The sequence below is a fragment of the Arthrobacter sp. UNCCL28 genome, from assembly GCF_900102805.1.
Taxonomy (GTDB): Bacteria; Actinomycetota; Actinomycetes; order Actinomycetales; family Micrococcaceae; genus Arthrobacter; species Arthrobacter nicotinovorans_A.
Genome location: NZ_FMWE01000007.1, coordinates 192,443 through 218,294, shown reverse-complemented (window position 1 = coordinate 218,294; position 25,852 = coordinate 192,443). Strand labels below are relative to the sequence as shown.

The 25,852-nt window shown below is 63.5% G+C and carries 27 protein-coding genes; 11 read left to right on the top strand and 16 right to left on the bottom strand.

The genetic code is table 11. The annotated features are described in order from the left end of the window. Nucleotides 1–3: 3 nt before the first annotated feature. Entirely contained in the window at nt 4–288 is a 285-nt protein-coding gene (locus BLQ01_RS18205; protein WP_026548546.1) for a hypothetical protein, read from the top strand. A 30-nt stretch (nt 289–318) separates the two neighbouring features. On the opposite strand, the gene BLQ01_RS18200 is transcribed toward BLQ01_RS18205, so the two are convergent. Next, nucleotides 319–1,545 carry an MFS transporter gene (locus BLQ01_RS18200; RefSeq protein WP_091553359.1) on the bottom strand — a complete coding sequence of 409 codons (1,227 nt, stop codon included), beginning with the start codon at nt 1,543–1,545 and terminating at the stop codon, nt 319–321. 101 nt (nt 1,546–1,646) lie between these two features. Here BLQ01_RS18200 and BLQ01_RS18195 point away from each other — a divergent pair, with 101 nt between their 5' ends. Further along, nucleotides 1,647–2,216: a TetR/AcrR family transcriptional regulator gene (locus tag BLQ01_RS18195; protein WP_091553358.1), complete on the top strand. Its 570-nt coding sequence runs from the start codon at nt 1,647–1,649 to the stop codon at nt 2,214–2,216. Nucleotides 2,217–2,326: 110 nt separating this feature from the next. Here BLQ01_RS18195 and BLQ01_RS18190 read toward each other — a convergent pair whose 3' ends face one another. Next, a complete protein-coding gene (locus BLQ01_RS18190; protein ID WP_091553355.1) occupies nt 2,327–3,058 on the bottom strand; it encodes a hypothetical protein in 732 nt (243 codons plus the stop codon). Between the two features lie 228 nt (nt 3,059–3,286). Between BLQ01_RS18190 and BLQ01_RS18185 the strand changes: the two genes are divergently transcribed. Both BLQ01_RS18185 and BLQ01_RS18180 read left to right on the top strand, forming a co-directional pair. Then, a complete protein-coding gene (locus tag BLQ01_RS18185) occupies nt 3,287–3,898 on the top strand; it encodes a hypothetical protein (protein WP_091553353.1) in 612 nt (203 codons plus the stop codon). After that, nucleotides 3,895–4,431, top strand: coding sequence for a hypothetical protein (locus tag BLQ01_RS18180; protein ID WP_026543088.1), 537 nt, complete (start codon nt 3,895–3,897; stop codon nt 4,429–4,431). Before BLQ01_RS18185 ends, BLQ01_RS18180 begins: the two co-directional genes overlap by 4 nt. A 9-nt stretch (nt 4,432–4,440) precedes the next feature. Here BLQ01_RS18180 and BLQ01_RS18175 read toward each other — a convergent pair whose 3' ends face one another. From BLQ01_RS18175 to BLQ01_RS18160, 4 genes are all read right to left on the bottom strand, one after another. Next, on the bottom strand, nt 4,441–5,034 hold the full coding sequence (locus BLQ01_RS18175; RefSeq protein WP_026543087.1) for a histidine phosphatase family protein: 594 nt from the start codon (nt 5,032–5,034) through the stop codon (nt 4,441–4,443). A gap of 90 nt (nt 5,035–5,124) precedes the next feature. Next, on the bottom strand, nt 5,125–6,753 hold the full coding sequence (locus tag BLQ01_RS18170; RefSeq protein WP_091553350.1) for an amidohydrolase: 1,629 nt from the start codon (nt 6,751–6,753) through the stop codon (nt 5,125–5,127). Further along, nucleotides 6,750–8,003 (bottom strand): serine hydrolase domain-containing protein, encoded by a 1,254-nt coding sequence (locus tag BLQ01_RS18165; protein WP_091553348.1) that lies wholly within the window; start codon nt 8,001–8,003, stop codon nt 6,750–6,752. Before BLQ01_RS18165 ends, BLQ01_RS18170 begins: the two co-directional genes overlap by 4 nt. Next, complete coding sequence (locus BLQ01_RS18160; protein WP_091553346.1) at nt 8,000–9,457, bottom strand: purine-cytosine permease family protein; 1,458 nt, start codon at nt 9,455–9,457, stop codon at nt 8,000–8,002. The genes BLQ01_RS18165 and BLQ01_RS18160 overlap by 4 nt, the downstream gene beginning before the upstream one ends. Before the next feature lie 112 nt (nt 9,458–9,569). On the opposite strand from BLQ01_RS18160, the gene BLQ01_RS18155 reads away from it, so the two are divergent. Together BLQ01_RS18155 and BLQ01_RS18150 are read left to right on the top strand one after the other, a co-directional pair. After that, nucleotides 9,570–10,211 (top strand): TetR/AcrR family transcriptional regulator, encoded by a 642-nt coding sequence (locus tag BLQ01_RS18155; RefSeq protein WP_091553343.1) that lies wholly within the window; start codon nt 9,570–9,572, stop codon nt 10,209–10,211. Nucleotides 10,212–10,444: 233 nt separating this feature from the next. Beyond that, nucleotides 10,445–11,839, top strand: coding sequence for a serine/threonine-protein kinase (locus BLQ01_RS18150; RefSeq protein WP_254779526.1), 1,395 nt, complete (start codon nt 10,445–10,447; stop codon nt 11,837–11,839). Nucleotides 11,840–11,948: 109 nt separating this feature from the next. Here BLQ01_RS18150 and BLQ01_RS18145 read toward each other — a convergent pair whose 3' ends face one another. After that, a complete protein-coding gene (locus BLQ01_RS18145) occupies nt 11,949–13,178 on the bottom strand; it encodes a GAF domain-containing sensor histidine kinase (protein WP_091553341.1) in 1,230 nt (409 codons plus the stop codon). Nucleotides 13,179–13,257: 79 nt separating this feature from the next. Between BLQ01_RS18145 and BLQ01_RS18140 the strand changes: the two genes are divergently transcribed. The 5 genes from BLQ01_RS18140 to BLQ01_RS18120 all read left to right on the top strand — a co-directional run bounded on the left by BLQ01_RS18140 (nt 13,258) and on the right by BLQ01_RS18120 (nt 18,023). After that, nucleotides 13,258–14,673, top strand: coding sequence for an MFS transporter (locus BLQ01_RS18140; protein ID WP_091553338.1), 1,416 nt, complete (start codon nt 13,258–13,260; stop codon nt 14,671–14,673). Between the two features lie 145 nt (nt 14,674–14,818). Further along, a complete protein-coding gene (locus BLQ01_RS18135; RefSeq protein WP_254779525.1) occupies nt 14,819–15,271 on the top strand; it encodes a DUF7793 family protein in 453 nt (150 codons plus the stop codon). Further along, on the top strand, nt 15,268–16,542 hold the full coding sequence (locus tag BLQ01_RS22810) for a DUF998 domain-containing protein (protein ID WP_091553335.1): 1,275 nt from the start codon (nt 15,268–15,270) through the stop codon (nt 16,540–16,542). The genes BLQ01_RS18135 and BLQ01_RS22810 overlap by 4 nt, the downstream gene beginning before the upstream one ends. Beyond that, nucleotides 16,542–17,447, top strand: coding sequence for a cation diffusion facilitator family transporter (locus BLQ01_RS18125; protein WP_026543082.1), 906 nt, complete (start codon nt 16,542–16,544; stop codon nt 17,445–17,447). Before BLQ01_RS22810 ends, BLQ01_RS18125 begins: the two co-directional genes overlap by 1 nt. Before the next feature lie 78 nt (nt 17,448–17,525). Beyond that, nucleotides 17,526–18,023: a hypothetical protein gene (locus tag BLQ01_RS18120; RefSeq protein WP_091553333.1), complete on the top strand. Its 498-nt coding sequence runs from the start codon at nt 17,526–17,528 to the stop codon at nt 18,021–18,023. A gap of 123 nt (nt 18,024–18,146) precedes the next feature. Here the strand turns inward: BLQ01_RS18120 and BLQ01_RS18115 are convergent, their stop codons facing one another. From BLQ01_RS18115 to BLQ01_RS18075, 9 genes are all read right to left on the bottom strand, one after another. Further along, the gene (locus BLQ01_RS18115) at nt 18,147–19,151 is read right to left on the bottom strand and encodes a hydroxyacid dehydrogenase (RefSeq protein ID WP_091553330.1); all 1,005 of its coding nucleotides are present in this window, start codon (nt 19,149–19,151) and stop codon (nt 18,147–18,149) included. Then, nucleotides 19,148–20,059: a carbohydrate ABC transporter permease gene (locus BLQ01_RS18110; RefSeq protein WP_091553328.1), complete on the bottom strand. Its 912-nt coding sequence runs from the start codon at nt 20,057–20,059 to the stop codon at nt 19,148–19,150. Before BLQ01_RS18110 ends, BLQ01_RS18115 begins: the two co-directional genes overlap by 4 nt. Beyond that, on the bottom strand, nt 20,056–21,018 hold the full coding sequence (locus BLQ01_RS18105; protein ID WP_254779524.1) for a carbohydrate ABC transporter permease: 963 nt from the start codon (nt 21,016–21,018) through the stop codon (nt 20,056–20,058). The genes BLQ01_RS18110 and BLQ01_RS18105 overlap by 4 nt, the downstream gene beginning before the upstream one ends. A gap of 56 nt (nt 21,019–21,074) precedes the next feature. Continuing rightward, nucleotides 21,075–22,388, bottom strand: coding sequence for an ABC transporter substrate-binding protein (locus tag BLQ01_RS18100; RefSeq protein WP_091553324.1), 1,314 nt, complete (start codon nt 22,386–22,388; stop codon nt 21,075–21,077). Nucleotides 22,389–22,637: 249 nt separating this feature from the next. Next, on the bottom strand, nt 22,638–23,741 hold the full coding sequence (locus BLQ01_RS18095) for a substrate-binding domain-containing protein (RefSeq protein ID WP_091553321.1): 1,104 nt from the start codon (nt 23,739–23,741) through the stop codon (nt 22,638–22,640). 80 nt (nt 23,742–23,821) lie between these two features. After that, nucleotides 23,822–24,301 (bottom strand): hypothetical protein, encoded by a 480-nt coding sequence (locus tag BLQ01_RS18090; RefSeq protein WP_254779523.1) that lies wholly within the window; start codon nt 24,299–24,301, stop codon nt 23,822–23,824. Further along, nucleotides 24,298–24,903 (bottom strand): Asp23/Gls24 family envelope stress response protein, encoded by a 606-nt coding sequence (locus BLQ01_RS18085; RefSeq protein ID WP_091553319.1) that lies wholly within the window; start codon nt 24,901–24,903, stop codon nt 24,298–24,300. The genes BLQ01_RS18090 and BLQ01_RS18085 overlap by 4 nt, the downstream gene beginning before the upstream one ends. Next, nucleotides 24,900–25,484 (bottom strand): RNA polymerase sigma factor, encoded by a 585-nt coding sequence (locus tag BLQ01_RS18080; RefSeq protein ID WP_051421027.1) that lies wholly within the window; start codon nt 25,482–25,484, stop codon nt 24,900–24,902. Before BLQ01_RS18080 ends, BLQ01_RS18085 begins: the two co-directional genes overlap by 4 nt. An 80-nt stretch (nt 25,485–25,564) precedes the next feature. Beyond that, nucleotides 25,565–25,795: a CsbD family protein gene (locus tag BLQ01_RS18075; protein WP_026543072.1), complete on the bottom strand. Its 231-nt coding sequence runs from the start codon at nt 25,793–25,795 to the stop codon at nt 25,565–25,567. Nucleotides 25,796–25,852: the final 57 nt, after the last annotated feature.

Here is a 25,852-nt window from a genome sequence, read left to right as displayed (position 1 = left end):
GCTATGGAGAAGTCATTCGACATTGAACTTGTCAATCAGAACGAGTACCTGGTCCGGTGGGCCTCGGAAGGCCAAACCGGGGAATCCCTGGTCCACACCAACCCGGATTTCCTGTCCGAGGCAGGCCTGGGTGGCTTCGACGAGCAGCGTGTGGTTGAAGAAACTACGTCATTCCTGGCGGAGCACCAGCCCGTGATCGACTTCCCCCAGACGGTTGACTTGGAAGAAATTGCTGCGGCTTACACGGACTACGCCGAGCAGTTGAAGGCGCGCTTGGAAGCCAGCTAACTTCCCTTCCTGAGGTGGGGGCGTCCGGATTCAGGCGCCCACCCTCACCGGCAGTGGATTGTGCTCAGCAGCGGGTTGTTGCCGCAAGCGGACAGCCTGAATCACGACGCCCAAGGCGGCGAAAACCAGGAGAGTTCCGCCGTAAGCCTGGAGTGTCGGGACGAGCCCCCATGCGGGTACCAGCAAGCCTGCGATGACAACCGGGATGCTGAAGGCAAGGTAGGCGGCGGTGTAGATGCCTGCGAAAACACCGGCACGTTGCCGGGGTTCAACCAAGGGTGCAATCAAGCGAAGTTGGCCGCCGAAGGAGCCGCCAAAACCAACGCCTCCAAGCACGGCGCCAATCCAGATGGCAGGCAGCCATGGGGCGCTGATCCCGATCAGGACCACGACGATTCCGGCGAGGATCAGGGACACTCCTGCCAGGGTGCTGTGCCGGGCGGGATGCCGGGTGAAGTAGAAGCCCGCAGCAGCGGCAGTGAACGGACCCAGGAACGCCGTGAAGCCTGCCACGAGGCCTCCGTCCAGCCCGAATTGGAGCCGGAGCAATGCCGGGGAGAGTCCCAAAAACAGGGCCGGGAACATCCAGCCCGCGATGTGCACCGGAAGGCCTGCGCCAAATTCGCGGCGAATCGACGCCGGCAGGCTGAGTCGGGGGACGAGTGAACGCAAAGCACCCGGTTTGGCAGCCACTGTTTCCGCGGTGAAGCTCACGTATGCGATGGCCGCGGCCATGATGACCGCAAGGATAGCGAAGATCAAGGTATTGGCGTCCGGCGTGAATTGGACGGCGGCGCCGGTGACGAGGGCTCCCAGGCCCAGTCCGCCTGCCACGGATGCGGCTGCAAGCCCCCCGGCGATCTTCTTGCGGTTCGCCGGAGCGTGTTCAGTGATGGCTGCGTTGAAAGCGGAAGTGGCCAGTCCGGTGGCAAGGCCCTGAGCCGCTCGAGCGATGATCACCCACGTGATGTTGGGGGCCATGATGAAGACGATCATGGAAAGCAGTTCGCCGGAGAGGGCGATCAGCATCACCGGACGCCTTCCAAGATGATCCGACAATGTGCCCCCGATGGGGAGGGCAACCAAGAGCCCGATCGCGTAGATGGAGAAGGCGATGGTCAGTGCGGAGGCCGAAAAGCCCCACTCCTGTTGGCGCAGGGAGAGCAGCGGCGTCGGTGCTCCTGCTGCGAAAAAGAATGCTGCAAACACTGCTGCGAGCCCGACGAACGAGGATTTTGAAGGGGTGGAACGAGGCAACGGGGGACTCCTTGGACAGGACGGTCTAATCACCTCAGTTAGACAGGTCTGTTCAATAAAGTCAAGAAGTTTTAGACAGATCTGTCTGATAGGCTGTTTGCATGTCCGCAACCAAGGTTCCAGCACGACAACGACTCCTCGATGCCGCAGACAAGTTGTTCTACTCCGAGGGCGTCCACACTGTGGGGATTGACCGGGTCATCGAAGAAGCCGGTGTGGCCAAGGGTTCGCTGTTCTACAACTTTTCCGGCAAGGACGAGCTCATAGCCGCTTACTTGGCGGGCCGGGACCAGCGCCGGCGGGACCGAATTGCCCGGTTCCAGCAAGGGTTGGACAAGCCGGTGGATAAGCTGCTGGCCATTTTCGAGGCACTCGAGGAAGCCGTTGCCGAGCCAGGCTACAAGGGTTGCCCATTCGCCAATGCCAACGCAGAAGCCCGTCCGGGCAGTGTTGAGTCCACCGCGTTGCGCACCTTCCGCGATTGGCTGGCCAATGCCATGGTCTCGCTCTGCGAGGAGGAAGCCTTCGCGCGCCCGGAGGATGTCTCCGCCCGGCTTTGCCTCCTCTATGACGGGGCAGTCGCCGGCTCCAACCTCGACGCACAGCCCCAGGCGGTTTCCGTAGCGAAAGAATTGGCGGCAATGGTGCTGGAGGCATCCCCGCGCCGCTGAAAAGGGCCGCACACAAACAGCAAGGGCCGTGAACCTCCTCGAGGATCACGGCCCTTGCCTGTGGCTTAGCGAACCCAGTCGCTATTTACTGAAGCTCACTGAAGCGCCGCCTACTTGATCAGGGCAGCGGCTTGGTCCATCATTGCGCCGGCATTGGCGACGCCCGTGGCCTCGGCGCCCTTGCCGGATGCAGTAGCGGAGATCAGGACGCCGTCTTTGATGGCGTAGGCCATGTAGGTGGTCTGCGACGCACCGCTGGCCGATGACATGGCCGTCTTGTATCCGACCGTTCCCGGGACCGTGCTGATGCCCTCAAATTTTTCGGTGGCCACGTTCATGGATTGGCCGGACATGGACAGGGTCATCTTGGCGCACTTGTTGGCTTGGGCGCTGCTCTTCTCGATGCTCTCCTGCAGCTTCTGGACGTCAACGCCTGAGGTCAGGGTCACCATGGTCATTACTCCGGACTCAGCGTCGAGGTCTGCGCCGGCAGCCGTTGTTGACCCCTCAAGGACCTCTGATCCGCCCAGGGTTCCAAGGTCCTTACATTCGGCCGGTTCCACAGTGAACATGCTCAGGAGTGCCTTCATGGGATTTTCCTGGGAGAGCTCATCACTGGAGGCAACGGTCAATTCCTTGCCCGAAGGGCTCTTGACCTGCTTGACCAGTGCCATGAGCTCGTCATTGGTGTACTGCTTGGCTGTGGCGGGAGCCTGCGATGGGGACGCCTCCTGCGTGGCCGACCCAGTGGACCCCGTGGATCCCGTGGACCCGCCGCATCCGGTCAATGCCATCATCACCAGTGCCGAAATTCCGACGCTATGCAGCGCAAACTTTTTCACTTCATTCCCCCAAGGGTGCTTCATGTCCAGGCTGAGTGGTCCTCAGTCGAGACAACACTATCGGTGATTGGCTTTCGTGCCAGGCATCCCGTGCGAGGTGTCAGCACGAGGCCTATGACAACCGCGCCGGACCCACTATCCTCTTTGCATGGGCGTGTGGGGAGCGTTTTCCTTGCCGGGCTCCCGCTTTTGTGGGCGGGGTCGGACCCCGCAGCGGGCGCGTGCAGCATGCCCATCCACCAGGGTGGCTGGCCCATGAGGCCGCCGGACAACGCTTCGCCGCCGGACAACGCTTCGCCTCCGGACAATTATGCAGCCTTTATCCAGAGGCTGGACGACGCCGCTGCCCACCTCGGATCCCGGCTCCGGTCCGTCCTCAAGGCACTCGGCGCAGTCTCAGTGCTGCTGGAAAAGTACCAGGCCGCTTCCTTGAAGTGGGAACATCGCAGGGCCCGTGTGTCGATGGAATTGGACCGCCACACTGGTGGGCCGGAGAAGTACGCCGCCCTTGGTGAACTCCACGACACCGCTGTGAAAATGGTGGCACTCCACCATGCGCAGACAACACGCATCAATGAAAAGATGCACCAGCTACGAGGCCGGCGCGACGCTATCCAAAAGTCGCTGGCAGAGCTTGAAACCGCCGCGGCCAAACTGAAGGCGTCCCGTGCGGTGCAGCAAGACCGGCGCAACCTCAACACAGTCCTTTATGAACTCGCCGGGGCCAAGGGTGCCGGCGCATCGATACCGGACCTTGGATTGCCCGGCGATCTGAGGCAAGCCCGCGAGGCAGTCATCCTCGCCGAAGCGCTCATGGAAGTGAAGGGGCCCCAGCCATGAAAAATCCGGAGCAGCGGCTTTCCATCAAAGGCACGGTCACGGTGGTTCAGTGGGAAAGGAGAACCGGCGATGAACCCGCCGTGAAGTTCGTCATCTTTGGCGTGCTGGGGGTGCTTATCGGCCTGCTTCTGACGGTCTTCCTGCCAGCCTTCAGAAGCATCGGCGCCGTCGCCGTGTTCTCGGTGGTCTTCGCAGGAATCCTTACGCTTCCTGTCATGGCAGCGCGCAGGAACTTCATGCGGGGAGTCACCGCAAGAGTGAATGACACCATTGCCGAGGTGACGGGGAACGCCAGCGAGGCGCTATCAGTGAAGCAACTTCATCATCTGGCCAGGACTGGCGAGCCATGGCCGCTCCTGGTCAGCGGCGTGGCCGGATTGCGGGTACAGGTTCAGCGGGTCCTTGCCCAGGACGAGGACGCCCCGGTGAAGTGGCGGGCAGTGATCACGGCAGTTCCGCCCCGGAGCGGAGTATCCAGCTTTGACCGTTTGTTGGATGCCGCCCTCAAACCTGCAGCGGGAAACCGTCGGTAGCCGCTGAACTCAGGCTTCGATGTCCACCCGGACGCGCTCGCCGTTGAAGTACTCCAACTGCCAGCCGTCCGACACGTGGTGGTGTGCCAGGTTCAGGACCGCGTTCTGGACGCTGTCCAAGGTGCGGCCGATGGCACGGCTCAGGGTCAGCCTGATCAAGGTGCCATGCGCGACCACCAGGACCCGTTTGCCGGCGAATTCACGGGCCAGCTCTTCCAGGGCTGCGATGCCCCGGTCTGCGGCAGCTTCATCGCTTTCGCCGCCGCGGAATCCGCCAGGGATGCGCAATGCCTCAAGCTCAGGGCCTGCCTGCAGGCCTTCCGCGGGGCCAAAGCTGCGTTCGGTGAGCTCGGGAACAAGCCGGGCCACCTTCAGTCCGAGCCCGTCTGCGATGATTTCCGCCGTTTCGGCCGCGCGGCTCAGCGGCGAGGACACCACGGTGTCCCACGGCTGATCCGAGAGGAACGCGACGGCTTCGCGCGCCTGTTCCCGGCCGACGTCGTTGAGGGGAATATCGGTGGAACCCTGCAACCGCCGCTCCGCGTTCCAGTCGGTCTGGCCGTGGCGGACGAGGGCGAAAGTCGTGAGGGTCATGCCTTCCATTGTGCCTTGCGGGCACGGCGGCCGCAGTTCCGTACGTCACGTAAGGAAGCGCCCGACGGCGGGAGGTCGCCGTCGGGCGCCTTGCTGCGGCTAGTGCCGCTCGGTTGGGTCAGCTGCGTACACCGTGCGCCCGCCGACCACTGTCCGCAGGACCTTTGCTTCCAGCAGCACCTGTGGCGCGTCTGCGGCGAAGGCGTCGGTGTCCAGGACCAAGAAGTCTGCGTACAACCCGGCAGCCAGGCGGCCGATGTGATGTTCTGCCCCACACGTCCAGGCTGAATCGCGGGTGGCGTGTTCGATCGACTCGGCCAGTGGCAGGGCGAATTCCGGGACGTTGGTGCCCGCTGAGGGATCCAAGGCGGACGCGCGCGTGGTGGCTACGTACATGTTGGGCAATGGTGCGTGCGGGGAAGTGGGCGAGTCCGTACCAAAGGCCAAGCGGGCGCCGGCGGCAGTGATCCACGGCCACGGGAAGCCGCGTTCCACGCGGTCGTCGCCCAGCTTGGCGCACCAGTTCCCGCTAATGGCAGGATCAGCGTGGACCGGCTGCATACTCGCGGTAATCCCCAGGGAGGCGAGGCGATCGACGTCGGCCCTGTCCACCAACTCCAGATGCTCAATGCGGTGGCGGCGTTCGCGGGGGCCGTTCTCCGCCACGGCGTGCTCCACCGCTCCGATCGCGATCCGGACCGATTCATCGCCGATCGCGTGCATGGCAACCTTCAACCCGGCAGCATCTGCCGCTGCAACCACGGGTGCGAGTTCCTCGAGGCTCCAGATCGGCTCCGCATTCGAACCATCGGCGTACGGCATGCCGAGGGTGGCGGTGCAGCCGTCGATTGTGCCGTCAATGATGACCTTGATGCCCACCACCCGCAGGAAAGGCGAAACATGTTCGACGGCGAGCGCGGCCGCCCGCTGAACCTGGGCAATGTTTTCCTCCGCCGATCCAGCGTTGTTGACCCTCCAGTAGGCGATGAGCCGGCTGGTCAGGGTGCCGTCTTTGTCGGCCCGGATAAAGGCCTCAAGGTCGGTCTCGTTGAAACCCATGTCGCAGGCGGTGGTCACGCCGGTTTCGCGGTAGGCATGTTGGACGGCGGCGATGCTGGCCTCGTGTTCGCTTTTACTGACCTGAGCATCGAGGTAGGGGAGCACTATGTCGTAGAAGGCGTTCTCGTCGATGTAGCCGGTGGCGTGCCCGTGCGAATCCCGCTTGATGGTGCCGCCGTGCGGGTTCTGCGTGTGGTGATCAATGCCGAGTTCAGCCAACGCCGCAGTGTTCACCCACACGGAGTGGAAGTCGTAGGCGAAGGCATACACTGGCCTGTCTTGAACTACGGCGTCGAGCATCGCCGCATCAGGCACACCACCGGGAATGGCGCCGTGCAGCCAGCCGGTGGCCAGGATCCGGTCAGCGTTCGGGCGTTCTGCGGCCCGTGCCTTGATGCGGTGCTGGATCTCCTCCACGGATTTGGCTCCCCATAGGCTGACCTGTCCCAAAGCTTCCCCGGTGCCGACGACGTGGGCGTGGCCATCCACGAACCCGGGGACCACCAGGCGGCCTTCGAGGTCAACCCGTTCGGCGTCGGGCCTGAGCCGCTCGGCGGTATCGGCGTCGCCGACGTACAGGATGCATTCGCCCTGGACGAGGATGGCCTCGGCCCAGCGGCGGGTATCGGAGGTGAAGATTCGGGCGTTGGTGTAGAGCTGGGTGGTCACGCTGCTTTGTCCTTGCTTTTGGGGGTGGCTTCGTCTGCTGCTGCATCTTCGTCTTCTGCTGCCGCGGCGGCTGCATCTGCCGCGACCAGGCTGTCCAGGGAGCGGCTCACGTCCAGGAGCAGCTGGTTTTGGAGTTGGTGGAGGTGTTCGCTTTCCGGCTCCGGCCAGGTGGACAGTTTCACCATCACGGTCTGGGTGGGTGGGTCTATCCACAGGTACTGGCCGTAAATGCCGATTCCCGTGACGTTGCCTCTTTCGTTGCCCGTGCACCACCACTGCCGGGTATAGGAACCGCCGGGGTGGATGGCGGTGAAAGAGGAGTCCACCATGGCCTCGCGATCCCCGCCATTGAGGATGTTCCCAACCCACTCCGGGGAAACCACCCTGCCAAGGGGAGCTTCGCCGTCGTCGAGCATTAGCTGCCCCACCCGGGCGAGGTCCCGGGCGGTGCAGGAAACCCCGCCGTTCGCGAAGCCGAAGCCGGCGGAATCCACGGTAATGGTGGCGTCCCTGTCTGCACCGAGTTTGGACCACAGATACGTGGACAGGGCCTCGGAGTAGCGCAGCCCGGTGACGCGCTCGATGACCCAGGCAAGAACATCGGTGTTGGCCGAGCAGTACTGGAATTCGGACGCGGTGCCGTTCCCGGTCAGCGTGGTCAGGAATGCGTAGGTGTCTTGGGGGTCTCCGGGGCGGCGGGTGCGCCACCCTGCGGAACGGTCATGGGTCTGGACCTCGGATGCTGGATCCACATAGTCCTCGCTGTAGTCGAGATGGATGGCCATATCCAGCACGTTCTGGATGGTGGGACCGTCGTAGGCGGAGCCGGCGAGCTCCGGGATGTAGTCCACCACGCGCGCAGTGGGGACAATCTCTCCCGAATCGATCAAGGCCCCCACTACCAGCCCGCACATGGACTTTGAAACGCTCATCACCAAGTGCAGGTCATCGGGTGCGAAGCCGGGGCGGTAGTACTCTGCGATGACCTGGTTGTGGTGCAGGACCAGGAAGGCATCGGTATAAGTCTCTTCGAGCCGGTGCAACAGGTCCGGGAGCCCCAGGCTGTTCAAGCTGCCAGCAGCCGCAGCGGAGGCGTCAGGGAGGCGGCGGGAAACTGTCGCCGTCGGGACGATCTCGCCAAGGTGCGCGAACGTCCAACGGTTGTGCGGCCCTTCCTGCCAGGTGTCCAGCGTTGGCTGGCCGGTGGCGCCGGGATAGCGGGATGGGTGGTGGCCGGTGGGGGCGTTCATGCATGCGCTCCTTGGGTGACGGATGGTGTGGTGGTGCTGCGGCGCAGGGAAGGGGTCAATGCGATGTACACGCCGGCGGTGACGATCATGGAGACGGGTACGGAGAGATCCAGGAAGCCCATGGCAGCCGAGACTGGTCCGGTCCATACGGCGTTGGTGAGGAAGAGTGAGGCCACGGCGGCGCCGAGGACCACCGCGAGCATGCCCGGGATGTGCCAGCCGCGGCTGTACCAGAACGGGCCGCCCGGTTTCTCATTGAAGAGTTCCTCGCCCTTGTAGCTGTTGCGGCGAAGGATGACGTCCACGGCGAAGATGGTCATGGTGGGCCCGGAAATCAGGACCAGAAGTTGAAGCATCAGGTTGACGGCGTCCAGGAGGCTGGTGGACATGACGAGGTAGATGGTCAGCGCCGCGCCGATGCCCCCGACCACAATGGCTGATGGGATGCGCCGGATCGGGACGCCGATGGACTGGAACGCCATGCTGGCGGTGTAGGTGGTCATGCCGTTCAGCGAGATCGTGTTGATGATGACCCCCACTACGAAGATCGGTCCCAGCCAGGCCGGGAGCAGGGACAGGAGTGCAGACTCGATGCCGAGGTCCATGGCTGCCGGGTTGATGCCGGTGGCCAGCAATGCGCCCACGGCCGTGAAGAACATGCACGGCAACGCCCCTCCGAAGGCCGTGGCCGCGATGATGTGCGAGCGCTTGGTGTTCGCGGGGAGGTAGCGGGCCAGGTCCGGGCTGTTGCTGTAGGACAGGGGAGTGGAGGCCAGAATGGCGAAGCCAATGGTCGCGGCAGACCACAGCCCAGCACCTTCAAGCGGTGCCGGGGCGGCATAATCCCATTGCACATGGGGCAGGACGAACGCCGTCACCAGCAGGAAGATGGCCAGCAGCACGGAGGCCACCACGGGGTAGCTGCGGAGGATCAGGCTGTGGCCGAACACTGCCACCACGACGGTAATCGCGGCCACGACGATGGTGACGATCACCGGGCCGGCTACGGGATCCGTGAAGCCAAGCTGTGCCAGGAGTTCAGCGCCCATGAAGGAGGACGCCAGCCAGTTCAGGGCCAGGAAGACGGCGGAAATGAACCAGCCAAAGAAAGCGACCACCACCCTGTTGCCGCGGATCCCGTAGATCGCGCGGGTGATGACCGAGCCGGATGTTCCCGCGGCCGGGCCGCTGGTGGCAACGATTCCGGTGAGGATCCATGGGAGGCTGCCGGCGACGATGACAAGAAGGGCCTGCCACAGTTCCAAGCCGAGCAGGATCAGTGAGGCGCCGACTGTGAAATTCAGGACGCTGACGTTGGGGGCCGCCCATACGGGGAAGAGATCGCGGGCGCGGCCGTGCCGTTCCGAGGCCTCGATGAGTTCGATGCCGCGGGTTTCGGGGTGGGCAAGGGGTTCCGGATAGCTGACCGGATCAGTGACATGGGGCTGGGACAACGCTGTTCCTCTCGGGCAAAGACCGGCTCACGACGATGGGATACCGGCCCGGTGATGCTATTGGTCGCGTGACCAACGTGCTATTGGTCACTAATCCAATAGACTGTCGATCATGGTGTCAAGCCCCCCGCCCCAACGTGTCCGGAAATTACCTGACGAGCGCCGCGCAGAAATCCTTTCCGAGGCCGCGTCCATTGCCTTGGCTGAGGGGCTCGAGCGGATTACCCTCCGCGCCGTCGCGGACCGGCTGGGTGTCCGGCCCGGCCTGATCAGCCATTACTATCCGGCCGCCGAAGACCTGGTGGTTGCAGCCTTTGTCCTCGCCGTTTCGGAGGAGCGGGAAGAGTTGTTTCCCGATGACGGAACTCCCCTGCACCGCATGGCCCATTTGGTTTCACGCATCGAAGGCAACGGGGCCTTTGCGTTGACCCGGCTATGGCTCAACGCGAGGCACCTCTGCCGCTTTATTCCCGCGTTGGCCGAGGCCATGCTGGCGCAGGAGCATCTGGACCGAACCCGGCTGACCGCGCTTATTGAAGATGGCCGGGCGTCGGGTGACTTCGCCGTGGACGATCCATTCGCTGCCTGCATCCGGATCTGGGTGGCGATCGACGGCGTCGGCTCCTACGCCAACAACCCCGGCTCCTTTGATTATGAAGCGTTTACGCGGTTCGTTACCGATGTTGCCGAATGGGCCCTGGGCGTGCCCGCAGGCAAGTTGCGGGCGGCGGTGGATCAGTTGCGCGAGGCCTGACATCCGCCGCAATGCAGCTGGCCCCATTGTTCTTCCAGCGATTTAATCAGTATCCTGATAACTTATCTGGTGAAACCGGATGATGCTGTTTGGGCTCCTTGCCTGGGCCGCACGTGGCTAAAGCAGATTGGCCGCGCGGCCATCGTGAAAGTTTGATTGACGGCATTGCTGGGTGACACAAGGACAGTGGTTGGGTCCGTGGCTCCAGGTATGCCTGAAGGACGTGACATTTCGTGGGCAACAATGACGAGGCCGTGGACTCCCGTGTCCCCGATTCCATCGACGACACACTGGACGGCCGCTACCAGTTGGGACCCGTGCTGGGCCGAGGCGCCATGTCTGCCGTTTACAAGGCAACAGACCTGCTGCTCGGCCGCGATGTAGCCATCAAGATCTTCCTCCCCGGCTCCGGCGACGACTCATTCCGGGCCCGGCAGGAAAACGAAATGCGGTTGCTGGCCGCCTTCGACCACCCCGGGCTGGTGGCAGCGTTGGATGCCGGGGTGGACACGAGGAATGACGAAGAGCGCGCCTACCTGGTCATGGAACTGGCCGAAGGCCGCGATCTGCGTGCCATGCTCTCCGAGGGACCCCTCACCATTCCGGAGACCGCACGCATCGGAACCCGGCTGGCCGGGGCCCTGTCCCAAGTCCACGCCAAAGGTGTCATCCACCGCGACATCAAGCCGGCCAACATCCTGGTCTCCGACGACGACGTGCTGGGTGGGTCTGTAAAGCTGGCGGACTTCGGTGTTGCACTGGTGATGAACGACCACCGCCTGACTGCTACCGGGTTCACCGTCGGTACGGCCCAGTACCTGAGCCCCGAACAGGCCCAGGGCCTGCATCTGACCCCGGCGAGCGACATCTACTCGTTGGGCCTGGTTCTGCTCGAATGCCTTACGGGTAGGGCGGAATACCCTGGGACTCCCATCGAAACAGCGTCGGCCCGCCTCCACCGCGCGCCCCAAATACCCCTGGATCTGCCCGCCCCGTTGCGCTCGCTCCTGGAAGCCATGACCGACATGGATCCCGAAAAGCGCCCGGCCGCTCAAGAGGTGGAACAGTCGCTTGCCGCGGACGGGATTCAAACCGGGCGCAGGACTGCAGTGCTGACGGCGGTGCCCCCTCAGGGCCCGCTGCGCTCAGCGACCCGGAAGCAAGCCACCATCACCAGCATCCAGAGCTTCAGCAAACGTCGTCCCAAGACGGTGCGGGGCGTGGCGGCGGCAGCTGTGACCATTCCAATCGCCCTGTTGCTGCTGGCCCAGGGCATTGGATTGGCAGGCAATACGCCCGATCCGTCACAACCTGCCGACCCCGGAATCTCCCAGGCCGACCCCCAACCCGCCACACCCGAAGTGACGCGGGACCCCGCGGGAACCGCCCCGGATGCGCCCGAAGGACCTGGGCCCTCGGCAACCGCCCCCGCCGCTCCAAAAGCCGCGGATCCGGGCCCGGCCGAGGTCGTCAACCTTCCCGAGACCACCCAGCCGGAACTTGGCACGGTGCCAGCCGGTCAGCCGGTCGTCGAACAAGCGCCACTAAGCGGCAAGGAACTCGCAGCTCAAAAGAGCGAGGGCAAGAGCGGCAAGAAGTCCGAAAGCGGCAAGGGCAACGGCAAGTAGCCCAATCACCGTTGATTAACGCACGACGGCGACCTGCCGCCGTCGTGGGTTACGTTCTGTCAGTTCGGCGGCCCTGTCAGTTCGGCGACCCTGAACGCGCTGGCCGGGGTCAGCTTCCGGAGGGGAAACTGACGGCCACTGTTGTACCGCCGCCGGGAGTTTCTGCCAGGGTGAGGTCGCCGCCGTGTGCTTTCGCGATGCTGCTGCAGGTAGCCAGGCCGAGACCTGAGCCGGGGCCGTCGCCTTGCCTGCGCAGGCGTACCAAGGGTTCCAGTACCTTTGCGAGGTCCTCCGGGGCGATGCCCTTGCCGTTGTCCGCTACGAAAACGGTGGCACCGTGATAGTTCGACACCCCGCTGATCCGGACCCGCAGCTCACGCTCCGGGCTGCGGTAGTTCATGGCGTTGGAAACGAGGTTCTGCAGCAGGGTGCGGAGCTGGCCGCGGTCTGCCTGGAACCGGAGCTCCTGGACCTCCACGACGTCGTCGTTCTCAATGCCGAGGTCACGGGCAACCTCCTGGGCTACCTCGCGCAGTGACACCGTGACCGGCTGGATGCCGCCACCCACGCGGGAGTAGCTCAGGACGTCCTCGAGCATGCCCAGCATTCGGCGGCCGCTGGCACCTATCCGGTCCAGGTACTGTGCAGCGGTGCTTTGGGGTTCGACGTCGGGGTCGTCCTCAACCAGTTCCACGTAGCCGAGGATGGTGGTCAGGGGGATGCGGAGATCATGGCTGACGCGGCCCGCAAAGCCGGCGAGTTTCGCGTTGCTTTCCCGCAACTCGGAATAGGTACGGTCCAACTGGACGGTGCGGTGCTGGAGTTCAAGCAACTCCACTACCTGCTTGGCCAGGACTTCCAGCATGCTGACCTGTTCAGGGGTCAATTCCTTGGTCTTGTCCGAGAAAACGCACAGGGTTCCGGGGACGAACCCGGACTCGGTTTGCAGGGGAACTGAGGCGTAAAAGCGGACATCGCCGATCTCGCCGGTAACAAAAGGATTGTCTGCGAAGCGGGGGTCCTTGGACGCATCCGCCACCACGGTCCTCTCGCGGGAGAGGAAAACCTTGGCGCACATGGAGTCTTCACGGGAGCACACCCCCGGGTCCACTCCCCAGGCGCCAATCTGGTGCTGGTACTCCGCACTGATGATGTTGACCACGCCAAACGGCGCACCGCACAGCTCCGTGGCGAGCCTCACAAGGTTCTGCAGGGCGCTCATAACGGCGGCGTTGGGAAGGAGCGTGGAATCCACGGCGGGATCAAGCCCATACTCCTGGAGTTCCAAGTCCCGGGCTGCGTCCTTCGTGAAAGACAGCTGCCCCTGAATTTCCGTCATAAAAAACAATCCCCCAAGAGTTTCGTCAATTACCTGCCGATACTACCGGGCCGTTGGACCCGGTGGTTTACTGGATCGCATGACCGAGCAGGAACCGTCCGCCGCCGCGTCTACTGACACCATCGATCTCTCCGTACGAACCCCGGCACAAAGGTCCCGCACCTTCACCGGGATCCTGATCAACACGGCGATCGCCAATATCACCACGAGCTATCTCTGGTTCGCGTTGACCTTTTGGGTGTATCTGGAATCCCGCAATGTGATCGCCACAGGGGTGATCGGCGGTGCGTACATGTTGTTGATCGCGCTCTCCAGCATCAGCTTCGGCACCTTCGTGGACCGGTATCGGAAACTGGCCGTGATGCGCTTCGCGGCCATGTTCACCCTGGTGATGTTCGTCCTGTCCGGGATCATGTTCCTGCTGACGCCCGAAGAAGCGCTGCTGGACCTGACGCAGCCCTGGTTCTGGATCTTCACCATGATCATCCTGATAGGTGCTGTGGTGGAGAACATGCGCAACATCGCGCTGTCCACCACGGTCACCATCCTGATCGAACCCGACCGCCGGCCCAACGCAAACGGTCTGGTGGGCATGGTGCAAGGGCTCATGTTCATTGTGACCTCGGTGCTATCGGGGTTGTCCGTGGGGCTGCTGGGCATGGGGTGGACCGTGGTTGTGGCCCTGGTGCTCACCGCAGTGGCCTTCGCGCATCTCCTCACACTGCGGATGCCCGAGGAAGTACGGGCAGCGGCCTCCGACGCGGAAGGCGGATTCGACCTGCGAGGTTCGTGGGCTGCAGTCATGGCGATATCCGGACTGTTTGCCCTGATCCTCTTCTCAACGTTCAACAACTTCATTGGCGGGGTCTACATGGCCCTGATGGATCCTTACGGACTGGAAATGTTCTCCGTGGAAATGTGGGGAACGGTCTTTGCCGTGGGAGCCACCGGGTTTGTTGTTGGCGGCGCCTTGATTGGCAAGTTCGGACTCGGCTCCAACCCCTTGCGCACCATGTTGATCGCAGTGATGCTCATGGGCTTGATCGGTGCACTGTTCACCGTGCGGGAGTGGGCCTGGCTCTACATCGCAGGGATCTGGCTGTACATGGCCTTGGTCCCCGTAGTGGAGGCGGCCGAACAAACCGTCATCCAAAAGGTAGTTCCCTTGCCCCGGCAAGGGCGGGTGTTCGGCTTCGCCATGGCGTTCGAGTCCGCGGCTGCACCCATCACCGCCTTCCTCATCGCTCCGATCGCCCAGTTCTGGATCATCCCCTACGCACGGTCATCCGAGGGCGCAGCACAACTGGAACCGCTGCTGGGAGAAGGGATTTCCCGTGGCATCGCCTTGGTCTTCCTGGCCGCGGGCCTCATCATGATTGCCGTGGCGCTGCTCGCCTTCCTGACTCCGGTTTACCGACGCGTCTCGGCCTCGTATGCGACGACGGCGGCGGAAGAGTCGGCGGGATCGGCGGCGGGAGAATCCGCTGCGGGCTGAGTGGCCGGGCAGCGCCGACGGGACTCCAACCGTCAGCGCACCCAAAGATCATTCTTTTTGGATGAGACAGGGTGATTGTCCCGGGGTGCAGGGTTGAGTCAGATCGTGTCGCCCTGGCCAGGGCCGCAGAGAGGGAGATGCTTCCATGGCTCAGCAGGACCATTGCGATTACGTCATCGGATTCGAACCGGAAGACATCATGTTCCTGGCGTGGAAACCTGGCGTGCGGATCGAGGCCGCCAACGCCCGTGCCGCCGTCGAGGCCGTCAATGATCTCGCTGCCGGCAGCAGGTATCCGCTCTTGGTGACCATGGCCGAGACTGCCCACCTCAGCCGCGCGGCCCGCGATGTTTTTGTTGAGCCCTGTGCTGCCTCCAGGATTGCCCTCCTGGGAAACAACCCAGTGGACCGCATGCTCGCCGACTACCAATTGGCGGTCCAAGAGCCACCTTGCCCCACCCAATTCTTCACTTCTGCTGCTGAAGCGAGAGCCTGGCTTCGGCTCTCTCCGGAGGAAGATGGCCGGGGCGCGCAGCAGGAAGCGCGAGGGAACCCGCACGAGGACCGGAGCGGCTCCGTCGGAAGAACCGCGCCGTGACCGAACCGGCGTCGGGCATCCCTGCCGCTTCGGCGACAGTACCCGCGGACCCGCCAGCGCTGGCAGGCCCGCCCAGCCAGGGTCCAACACCGCCGGATTCAACACCGCTGGGTTCAGCACCGCTGGGTTCAGCACAGCCGGGTTCAGCACAGCCCGGTTCAGCACAGCCCGGTTCAATACAGCCCGGTTCAGCACAGCCCGGTTCAGCACAGCCCGGCTCAACACTTCCCGGTTCCCAGCACCGCCGCCTGGCGAACGAGTCCGAGGCACTCCTGGCTGCTTCTTCCGCCGCAGTGGTGGCCGGGCTCGCAGGATTGCTCATTTTCTTTGGCCGTACCCCTCCCTTATGGGGCGGTGTCTCCTTGGGCTTGGTGTCTGCGGGCGCTGTTCTGGTGCTGGGGTTGGCCTCGGCGTATATCGGGTACTGGCGTTCGCGGTATCAGCCGGATCAGCACTGGCGGCTTGGCCTGCCGGCCTGGAAATTCATTGTGGACGCCTCAACGGTGGCCTTGGTCCATGCCCTGATCGCAGCGATCGCAACTGTCGCGGTTTTCCTTCTTCTGCAGCGCAGCTTCCAGGGGCTCACCGTGGATATCTATGCGGCCACCGTGGGGATGGCAGTCGTGTCAGGCCTGGCTGCCTACTGGATTTACCTGTCGGTGTACGACATCAGCACCCGCAAACTGTCCGGTCTCCTGGTCCTGTTCATGGTGATGAGCATCGTGGCCAGCATGGCGACGTCGCAGGATCCCAAATGGTGGGAGTACCACTTCAGCCAGCTCGGCACTGTGGGCGGGGCGTCCAGTGGACTCTTTAATCTGTCGCTGATCGTGGCCGGATTCTTCATCACCACCTTCGCCGTCTATTTGGACCGTGATTTGCGTTCCCTCATCGCCCAGGGCGTGCTGGTCAAGCCTTGGAGCGCAGGACTTTGCTCGGGTGCGTTCGTGGCCATGGGGTTGTTGCTGGCCGGGGTGGGCGTGGTCCCGTTGTCCGTCAGCTTCCTGATCCATACCTTGTTCGCCTCCGGGATGGCGGTGGTGTTCATCTTGCTGCTCCTTGCCTCGCCCTTCATCCTCCGTGGCCTGCCCCGCCGGTTTTTCCTGGTGTGCGGCAGTTTCCTCGCGGCCCTGATCGTGTCGCTGGTGCTGTTCTACCCGGTGGGTTACTTCAACCTCACGGCATTCGAGCTCATTGCGTTCGTGATCATCTATGGCTGGATCGCTGTCTTCATCCGCTTGCTGGACGCCCTCGCCACCCGGAACGACTGATGCCTACCGTGCAGTTGGGGGCCGAGCGGCGCGCTTTGCGGGCTTCTTTGTGGGTCTCCGCTGTGTCTGCCGCAGGGGCCCTGGTGTTGGGGGTGCTCAGCGGGACAAGAATCATTGTGTTCGACGGCGCCTACATGGGCATTGGGCTGGTGCTCACCGCGATCTCCCTCAAGGCATCTTCCGCTTCTGCCGGTGGCCCCACGCGCCGCTTCCCCTTTGGCCGTGACGCCCTGACGCCGCTGGTAGTGCTCATCCAGGGCCTGGCGGTGGCGGGGACGTTGCTGGTGGCAGCGGGCGATGCCGTGGTGGTCATACGCGACGGCGGTTCTCCGGTCAGCGCCGCGATCATCGCCATCTATGGGGCTGCCACAGCGGCTATTGGATTCGGGGTGGCCGCGTGGATGCGGCGGGCGGCACCGGACTCGGACCTGGTGGTGGCTGAAATCGCGCAATGGCGGGCGGGGGCCATCCTCAGCGTCATGATGCTCCTGGGCGCGGGGGTGGCATTGGTTCTGCAGGGCCTTGGGCTGAACGATGTTGCCCTCTACGTTGACCCGGTTTTGGTCCTGCTGGCCTGCCTGATCCTGGCGTACATCCCTATCGGATTGATCCGGACCGGGTTGAACGAGCTCCTCGAAGGTGCGCCGTCCAAAGAGTTGGACGCCGCCATCACCCAAGCGATACAGGGCGTCCGGGCGGAATACGGGCTGCAGGAACCGCTCATCCGGTCCGGGAAGGTAGGGCGGAAGCTGTACGTTGAGGTTGATTTTGTGGTGTCCGGATCCGAGTGGAACGTGGGCGAGGAAGACGCCGTCCGCAGGGCTGTTGCTGAAGCATTGGAGCCTTTGGGCCTGGACGTGTGGGCTTACGTTGCCCTCACCGCGGCCCCGGAACTCTTCGAGTGATCCAATGCCATCCCCCGCTTCGGATGAGAACTCCCAAACCCCCTACCCCTCGTCAGGGAGGTGTGCAAGTATCGGCAAATGGACCAATATCTGTGGGTGTTGAAGCAAGATCAACTTGATTTGATTCGCGAATTGGAGCCAGCCAGGCTTGAGCTCCTCGATGAGGAAGGCCTGCTGCAACTTCACAAACGGGTTCGGCGGGCCCGCAACAAATACACCACCAACTATCGACGCAAAGCCGCTGACGAGGTCCTGGAAGCCGGCGGCCGCGGAGCTGCATCGAACAAGTCAGACAAGGCACGTGCCCGTGCATTCGTGTTCGAAGAGGCACTCTCGATTGTCAGCACGGAACTGGCGCGCCAGGCCCATGAAGCTGCCGAGGCCTTGAAGGACGAACGGCTGGAACGAGCCAGCGCGGGCAAGTCCACTGGACCTGGGTCCTCGGGGGGAGGCGCCAAGTCAGCCACGGATTCGGGCCGCGCCCGTTCCCACCAAAAGACCACCGGCGGCGTGAAGCGCGACGCCTCCAGCCAGTCCCAAGGCGCCCAGCGACAAGCCAAGAAGGACGCCCGCTAAGGAAGCAACAGCTAAAAGGCAACAAGCGCACGACGGCGGCAGGTCGCCGTCGTGCGCTTGTTCGCCTTTACGGTTTGTCGCTTTGCGCTGCTGGCTTCGCTGCTGGCAGTACGTGTACGGCGCTCACGCCATAATCGCCAGGTCCTCCAGTTTCACCGGGTACTGCAGGGCCTCCCCGCGGGACAACCGCAGCGCCTCATTCACTGCGCTCGCCGCCATGCGCTCCAACTCATTGCCCAGCGACCCCGCCACGTGCGGGGTGAGCAGTACGTTGGGGTGCGTGTAGAAGCGGGAGCCGGCAGGCAGCACCCACGGGGTGGTCACGTCAAGGATCGCGTAGAGGTCGCCGCGTTCCACCCTGGCGAGCAGCGCATCCTGGTCCACGAGTTCGCCGCGGGAGGTGTTGATGAAGGTAGCGCCCGGCCGCATCCGCTCGATCAACCCGGCGTCCATGAGGTTCCTGGTGGACGGCAGCGACGGCGCATGGAGGCTGACCACATCACTGTGAGCTACCAACTCCTCCAGGCTGACGAGTCCGACGCCGAGGACTTCCGCTTCCTCGGGGGAAAGATAGGGGTCGGCAACCACCACTTCCAGGTCGTAGGGTGCCAGCAACCTGATCACGTGCCTGCCGATCTTCGAGGCTCCGATGATTCCTACACGCTTGCGGTAGTTGCCCATGTCCGGGAAAAGTTGCTCGGCCAGGACGTCGGTCCGGGTGGTGTGCAGGGCACGGGCGATCTGCAGGACCCGTTTGTTGGCAAGGATGATCATGGCCACGGTGTACTCGGCAACCGGGACGGCGTTGGCGTCTGCAGCGGAGCTGACTTGGAGGCCGCGTTCCCAGCAGGCATCTCCGACGTGGTGTTTCACGCTGCCGGCGGCATGGAGTACATAGCTGAGCCGGGGTGCAGCGTCCAGGACAGCGTGGTCGATCATCGGACAGCCCCAGCCGGTGATGAGGATGTCCGCCTCTGACAACACGGCGCGGCCATCCGGCGTCGTGAAGTCCTCGATGGGGTCCCGGCTCAGCAGCGTCAGCGCCGGCTCCAGGGGATCCAGGCTCCTGGAGGGAAACACCGCCCGCGCGGTGTGGGCCGGCATGGCCAGGGCAACATTCAACCTCACTTGACGCTCCCTGCCGTGAGACCCGATTTCCAGAAGCGCTGCAGCATGATGAACGCCAGCAGCAACGGAATGATCGAAAGCAGCGAGCCCGTAATGACCATGGGCGTGAACTCCGGTTGAGGGATGGAATACCCCTGCCAGATGGAGATGCCGACGCTGACCGGCAGCAACTTCTGGTCTTGCAGCATCACCAAGGGCAGCATGAAGTTGTTCCACACGCCCACAAACTGGAACAGTGCGATGGTGATGTACCCGGGCATCATCATGGGAAGGCCCAAGGAGAAGAAGGACCGGATGGGTCCGGCTCCATCAACGCGGGCAGCTTCCAGGGTCTCGGCGGGAACGTAGGCTGCCGAGTACACCCTGGCCAGGTAGACGCCGAACGGGTTGCAGAGCACCGGAATGAGGATGGCCCAGATGGTGTTGGTGATGCCGAAAACGGAGGCCAACAGATACATGGGGAGCACTGTGGCGGTGTTGGGAATCAGCACCCCCACCAGGACAATTCCGAAGAACGAGTCCTTACCGCGGAACTGGAATTTGTCGAACGCGTAGCCAGCCATCACGGAGATGAGGCCGCCAAGGATTGCTCCGAAAGCGGCGTAGAACATGGAGTTCGCCATCCACCGGAGGAACATCCCGCCGTCCTGGTTCAGGACTGCCATGACGTTCTCGAAGAAGGCCGGTTCGCCAAAAGCGTAGGCGGCTGTTCCATACAGGTCCGCGGTGTTCTTGGTTGAGGCGAAGAACAGCCACACCACGGGAAGCACCATGTAGGCGCAGCCCAGGATCAGCAGCGCGTTCACGGTGAACGTGCTTGCGAAGCTGCCGTTACGGGCGCGCCGGCGCCTGCTTTGTGACGGCATGGGAGTTTCGCTGCCGGTACGGGAGATCGTGGCGGTGCTCATGCTGTGTTCCTTGAACTGAAGCGCGTCACGGCCCATGAAAGGACTGCCGCCATGAGCGCGATGATGATGGAGGCCGCCGCGGCCTGGTTGAGGTTGTGACGGTTGAACGCGGCGTCGTAGGCCCACATGTTGGGCACCCACGTGCTGGTGACCGAGGCTGTGGCCTTGGAGATGATGGAAGGCTCCGTGAAGAGTTGGAGCGTGCCGATCACCGTGAAGAGCATGATGACGCTCAACGCGGGCAGGATCAGGGGGAGCTTGATGCTGACGGCCGCCCGGATTTCGCCTGCCCCGTCCACGCGCGCGGCTTCCAGGGTTTCCCGCGGTACGGCTTGGAGCGCGGTGAACAGCACGATCACGTTGTAGCCCGTCCATTCCCAGACGGCGATGTTCACGATGGACGGCAGGATCAGCTGGTTGTCCAGGAAGTTCAGCGAGATTCCACCGGTTTCCAGGACGGAGACGATCGGACTCACGCCGGGTGTGTAGAGGTAGGCCCAGACCAGCGCTGCAATAACTCCGGGGACCGCGTGGGGGAGGAAGACGAGCAACTGGAACAGCTTCCTGGCCCGTGCCACCGCAGCGTCGAGCAAAAGCGCGAACACCAGGGCGCCGCCCACCATGCAGGGAATGTAGATCAGGCAGTACAGGGCGAGGCGTCCGATACCGCCCACGAAGCTCTCGGACTGCAGGACCTGGAGGTAGTTTTCCAGGCCTACGAACGCGGTCTTGGCCTCACCGAAGCCGAGTCCGGATTTCTGCTGGGCGAAGAAGCTGAGCACGATGGCGTAGATCACCGGTGCCACCATGGCGAGAGCGAAGATCGTGAAGAAGGGGGTCAGGAAGAGGGCAGCGGTGCGGCCGCCGGTTCCGGACATGGCCCGGGGCTTGCGGGGGAACGGAAGTCCGACGTCGGTGGCTTCTGCGGACATCGCTGGTGTTGTGGACGGGTTGGCCATGATGATTCTCCTCGCTGGCAGGGCGGCCTTTGGTTGGGCCGCCCTGCCTTGCGGGCCTACTCCTTGACGGAGAGGCCGTTCTGCTTGAGTCCGGCCACTGTTGCGTCCTGGGCGGTATCGACGGCGTCGAGTACCTTGCCGCCGCTGGTCAGCGTGCCGTAGGCGTCCTTGAGTGCGGTGTTGGTGATGTCCCAGTTGGGGCCCCACTGCCAACCCGGGGTGATGGTGGAATAGGCCTTGCCGAAGACTTCATAGATGTCGTTGCCGAAGTAGCTGGCATCGAAGGCTTTCTGCGCCACGGGGGTCAGGCCCGGGAAGGCGAGGAAGGCGGAGCCGGTGTTGCCGCGGGCAGTGACGGCCTCCTTGCTGGTGGCGAGGAACTCGATGAACTTGGCCGCTGCAGCCGGATTCTTGCTGCTCTTGGTGATGTTGAAACTGGAACCGCCGTAGAACGCGTCAGCGGGAGTGCCCCAGTTCGGGACTTCGGCGGCGATCCACTGCCCCTTCTGGCCGCTGGCCTCGGTCCGCTTCTGGATACCGGTGGCGCTCCAATTGGCGCCCAGGACTCCGACGACGGCGCCGCTCGCCAGGTCTGCGGACCACTCGTCGCTGAAGGACTGCTGGACCTTGACGATCTTCTGGTCGATCAGCTTCTGCCAGTAGGTGGCGACCTTCTTGGTGGGCTCGTCATTGACACCCACCTTCCAGCTGTCGCCTTCGGTGCCGAACCACTTGCCGCCGGCCTGCCAGGACAGTGCGGCGGTGAGCGCGGCCTCGTTCGGGTTGAAACTGGCCAGGTGTGCTTCGGGGGCAACGGCCTTGAGCTTCCTGCCGGCCTCCTCGAATTCCTGCCAGGTCTTGGGCGTGGAAACGCCGGCCTTGTCCAGCATGTCCTTGCGGTACCACATGATCATCGGCGCAGCATCGTAGGGAAGTGCGTAGGTCTGCTCGCCGAACTGCACCAAAGCTTTGGTTTCGTCCGTGAGCTTGTCCACGGTTTCAGCCTTGTTGATGTAACCGTCCAGCGGCTGGAGCTGGCCGTTGCTCACGAACTGGGGCAACTGCGGGTATTCGATGGTGGCAACGTCCGGACCGTTGCCTGCGGTGATGGCAGTGGAGAGCTTCGCATAACCGCCGGCGCCGCCGTTGGGAATGGTTTCGAAGGTGACCTTGATCTTGTCCTGGCTGGCGTTGAAGGCCTCTGCCACTTTGTCCATGCCGGCCATGGAGGACCAGAACGTGATGTTGCCGATGGGGTCTTCCACGGGGGTGGGGTTTGGCGTGGCGGCCGGGGTACTGCCACAGCCGGTGACGAGTGCAGCACTGGCCATGAGGCTGGCTGCTCCAAGCAGAAGCTGGCGACGCTTCATTCTGTTCTCCTTTGAAGTTCACGATGCGAAAGTCGTGGTGTGCTCCGGGGCACTTACGGACTAGGCACTATGAAATCCACAAAAGTGAACATCATCAACAAACTGAACAGAAGTAAACAGATCGGCCCCCGCCGAGGTGGCACTTAAAGACAATGTTGGCGCCCAACATTGGGATTAACTGCCATCTCGGCGTGCCGGTGGGCGGAGTTGGCTCGGGGGTGTGGGGCTTGGGGAGGAGCCCGGCAGGAACTAGGGCTGCGTGGAGCCGCGGACTTCCAGGGCCGGGGACAGGTTTACCCGTTGCAACGCCGAGGTGCTTCCGCGCCGCGCCCCGATCCGGCTCAGGCACATCACCAAAGCCTGGTGGCCGACGTCGTATTTGGGCGGTGCCACGGCGGTGAGCGGCACGGCGCCGAGGGCTGCAATCTCGTCGTCGTAGGAGACGATTGCGAAGTCCTCAGGCACTCGGATCTGCCGCTCAAGGCAGGCGCTGACGAACTGGAGTGCGTCCTCGTCTGTGTGGACAACAGCTGCCGTCACTTGCGCTGAAGCGCACCAATCCAGGATGCGGTCCACCAGTTCCCTGTGGGCTTGGGGATCGTTTTGGGCGCGGGACATGGCCCGTACCATCGTCTCGTCCCGGGTGTGCCCGGCGCGCTGCATGGCAAGGTGGAAGCCGTCGATGAGCTGCGGAGCCGTAGGACTGTTTTCACGCAAGCAAATGGCAATCTTTTGGTGGCCAAGGCCCAGCAGGTGGTTCACGGCGATCTCCGCACCGCGGACGTGGTCGCTCCGCACCGCTTCGAGCCTGCCGTGATCCAGCGCGTCGTCAATGGACCGCTCCACTACAACCACCGGCACCCCGGCCTCTGCCAGCAGGTCCAGCGTTTCGGTTCCGGCCAAGGATTGTGCACTGGGTGTGATGAGGATGCCGTCCACGCCGTGTTCGTACAGCCGCCGCAGTTGTCGTCGCTCCTCGGCATCTGAATAGTTGGTGACACCCAGCACCAGCCGGACGCCGGCTTCCTGCGCCGCCGCTTCTGCGCCGCGGATGACGCCCGGGAAGTAGTACGACGCCGACGGTACGATCATCCCGATGGTCGCCAAAGGCCTCCTCCCGCCCGGCCGCCAGGACGATGCGGGCCGGGGTGCCTGCCCTGCCGGAGTCTTGCCGTTCGCCGCGACGGCGCCGCCATGGACGCGTTCCAGCAGTCCTTGCCCGGCGAGAACAGCGAGGTCGCGGCGAACGGTCATCCCCGAGGTGCCCAGTTTCGCCGCGAATTCGCTGGCGTTGAGGGAGCCGTTCAAGGCCAGTTCCCTCAGGATGAGCTGTTGACGATCCTCGGTCAGCATGCAGATGTCCGCCTATCAAGTTCACTTGTGTTCAGTTTGTTCATTATGAACCAGAACCCGGCGGCGTGGACCCCCAACGCCTAACTGTCCAGTTTCACCACGGAAATCTCGACGACGGCGGCCCGGGGGAGCAGGTGCTGGCGGATTGCCGCGGCTGCTTCACGCGTTACGACCGGAGCCGGGCGCGACGCATCCACGCCGATCCGGACTTTCACCGCCAGGACCTCGGCGGTTTCGGCCAGCCCGATCAGGGGAAGTGCCTCACCTGTGACGGCGGCTATGGCCGCGCCGGCTATGGACTGCCACAGTGGCTGGGCCGGATATACCGCATGGACACCGTCCACGGCCTGGACTACACCGAGCAGTTCCTCAGCCAGGACCGTAACCGTGGCCGGTGCGGGGATTGCAGACGCCGTGGGTGCGGTTGTGGGCGCGGTTACGGGCCCTGCGGCCTTTTGGGATTCCGGCCCTGCGGCCTTGTGGGATTCCTGCCCTGCTGCCGGCCGGGATCCCGGGCCGGTTGTGGGCGGCATGTCCGCAGCTTCCAAAAACTCCGTCATGGCTGGTCCTCCGTGTTCAGCTGGTCTGTGGTGCTGAGTGGTTCAAGGACATCAGTGACCGTGATGTCGATTGCCTGGATGTTCAGTTCAGTCTGGACGGCCAGGGTCTTTGCCAACTCGTCGCGAAGGGTGGCGGCGCGTTCTTCCATGGAGTGGCCGTACACCACGGCAATTTCCACTTCCGCGGTGATCGGGGCGCCCACTGTGGTGACATCTCCCTGCAGGCGGCATTTGCCCGCTGCTGTCCCTGGAAGTGCGTCCGCCACGGACCGGATCAGGGCTGAAACAGCTCCTTCGGTTTCCCACAGCGTGTCATCAGGGTGTTCGGCCCTTAAAGGGATGTTCCGTCCCGGCCGCAGTTCCAAGTGCAAATTGTCCAGGATGGACTGCATCCAGTCGTCCGTGCCTGAGCCCGCGTCTGCCACATCGGACCGGAGCAGGTCGCCGCCGAGCTCAGTGAGCCGGCGCAGGGACGCCAACGCGGACTGGCATTCGGGGCACATCTCCAGGTGGGCGGGATCGTCAATCTGTCCTGTGTCCAGGTAGGCGCTGAGATCGGCAAGGCTATGCCCGCATTCGAGGGTGTCGCTGGGGGTGTTCATCGCCATTCCTCCATAGTGCGTGCAAGCGTGATCCGTGCCCGGGCCAACCGGCCGCGGACACTGGCTGGGCTGATGTTCAACGTCAGCGCAATCTCCTCATAGCTCTGGTCATTGAATTCCTTGAGGACCCAACAGCGCCGTTGCTCCTCGGGGAGTGCGGCGAGCGCGGCTTTGAGGGCCTCTACCCGCGAGGCATTGACAGCGTTGTTTTCGGGATCCTGGGCCTTCGTCCGGGGCGTGTCGTCGAGTTGGTTTTCCGCAGTGTCCAGCTCCACATGATTGCGTCGTTTCCGGAGGTGGTCGATGCTGCGGCTGCCCACGATCCTCAACAGCCAGCCTTTGACGGCCGCGGGCTCCCGAAGGGTGTCCAACTGCTTCCAGGCCTGCACCAACGTTTCCTGGACCACATCATCGGCGTCCGCCAGGCTACCGGTCAATCGGCGGGCGGTGGCACGCATCAAGGGGCCATGCCGGCGTGCCAAGGCTTCGAAAGCTGCCGTGTCACCATCTGCGGCCCGGCCTGCCAGCAAGGCATCGGGAACGAGGTCCAGTTGGTGCTGTGCCGTGGGTGAACCAGTCACGTTCTGCCTTCCCAGGGAGTCGGAGTAAGGGTGGAAAGGGGCCGGCCCCGCAAGCGTAGCGGAGCCGGCCCTGGAAATGCCTATTTCTTGGTGAAACCCTCTTTGAGTTTCTGGGCTGCTTCCTTGATGTTGTCGCCGATGTCGGCGGCAGCGTCCTTGACCTTCTCGCCTGCCTGCTGGAGCTTCGCCTGGGCCTGGTCGTGCTGGCCTTCGCGCTCCAACGACTCGTCACCGGTCAGTTTCCCGGCGCCTTCCTTGGCAGCGCCAAGGTGCTCGGTGGCGGCGTTGTTGATCTTGTCGTTGATTCCCATGGTGTTCCCTTTTCTTTGAGGTGCGCGTGCTCTGTGGTGCCGCGCATGGTTCGGTTG